Raw genomic sequence first — 1,033 nt, forward strand, 5'->3', positions numbered from 1 at the left:
CGGCATGGCCTACGGGCTCTCGGTGTTCTGGCTCCCCCTCTCGCGGGCGCTCAGCGTCGGCTTGTCCGCCGCCGCGGCCTGCCCGGACATGGGCGTGATGACCGCGCTCGTGACGACCACCTGCGACTGGCGCGTCAGCGACCTCGTCATGGTCTTCTCCATCGGCATCGTCATGCTGGGCCTGTCGGCGGCCATCTTCGGCGGCTGGCTCGAGCGGGCGGGGCCGCGCAAGGCCGGGATCGTCGCCGCCCTGTGCTGGGGCGGCGGCTTCCTGATCGGGGCGGCGGGGGTCTACGTCCACCAGCTCTGGCTGGTCTGGCTCGGTATGGGCCTGATCGGGGGCATCGGCCTCGGGCTCGGCTACATCTCGCCGGTCTCGACCCTGATCAAGTGGTTCCCGGACCGGCGCGGCATGGCCACCGGCATGGCGATCATGGGGTTCGGCGGCGGCGCGATGATCGGCTCGCCGCTGGCCGACACCCTGATCAAGACCTTCCGGACCGCCGAGACCGCGGGCGTGTGGCAGACCCTGGCGCTGATGGGCGCCGGCTACATCGTGTTCATGCTGGGCGGCGCCTTCGGCTACCGGGTCCCCCCGGCGGGATGGCGCCCCGACGGCTGGACCCCGCCGGCTTCCCGCAACGCGATGATCGCCTCCGGCCACGTCCATCTCGACGACGCCCACAAGACGGTGCAGTTCTGGCTGATCTGGCTGGTGCTCTGCCTCAACGTGTCGGCCGGCATCGGGGTGCTGGCCCTGGCCTCGCCGATGCTCCAGGAGATCTTCGGCGGCGTCCTGATCGGCCAGCCCGGCGTGGCCTTCGGGCAGCTCGACGCGGGACAGAAGGCCCAGATCGCCGCCATCGCGGCGGGCTTCGTGGGGCTGCTGTCCCTGTTCAACATCCTGGGACGCTTCTTCTGGGCCTCCCTCTCCGACAGGATCGGCCGGAAGCTCACCTACGCGACCTTCTTCGCCCTCGGGGGCCTGCTCTACGCCGCCGCGCCCTGGGCCGCCGGCATCGGCTCGCAGGCG

General features: G+C 71.5%; 1 protein-coding gene. It reads left to right on the top strand.

The features are described 5' to 3' along the window. Positions 1-1,033: MFS transporter (locus tag F6X51_RS27605; protein ID WP_150967301.1), on the top strand; the 1,033-nt coding region annotated here is incomplete at both ends.

The sequence above is a fragment of the Methylobacterium planeticum genome (assembly GCF_008806345.1).
GTDB lineage: Bacteria > Pseudomonadota > Alphaproteobacteria > Rhizobiales > Beijerinckiaceae > Methylobacterium > Methylobacterium planeticum.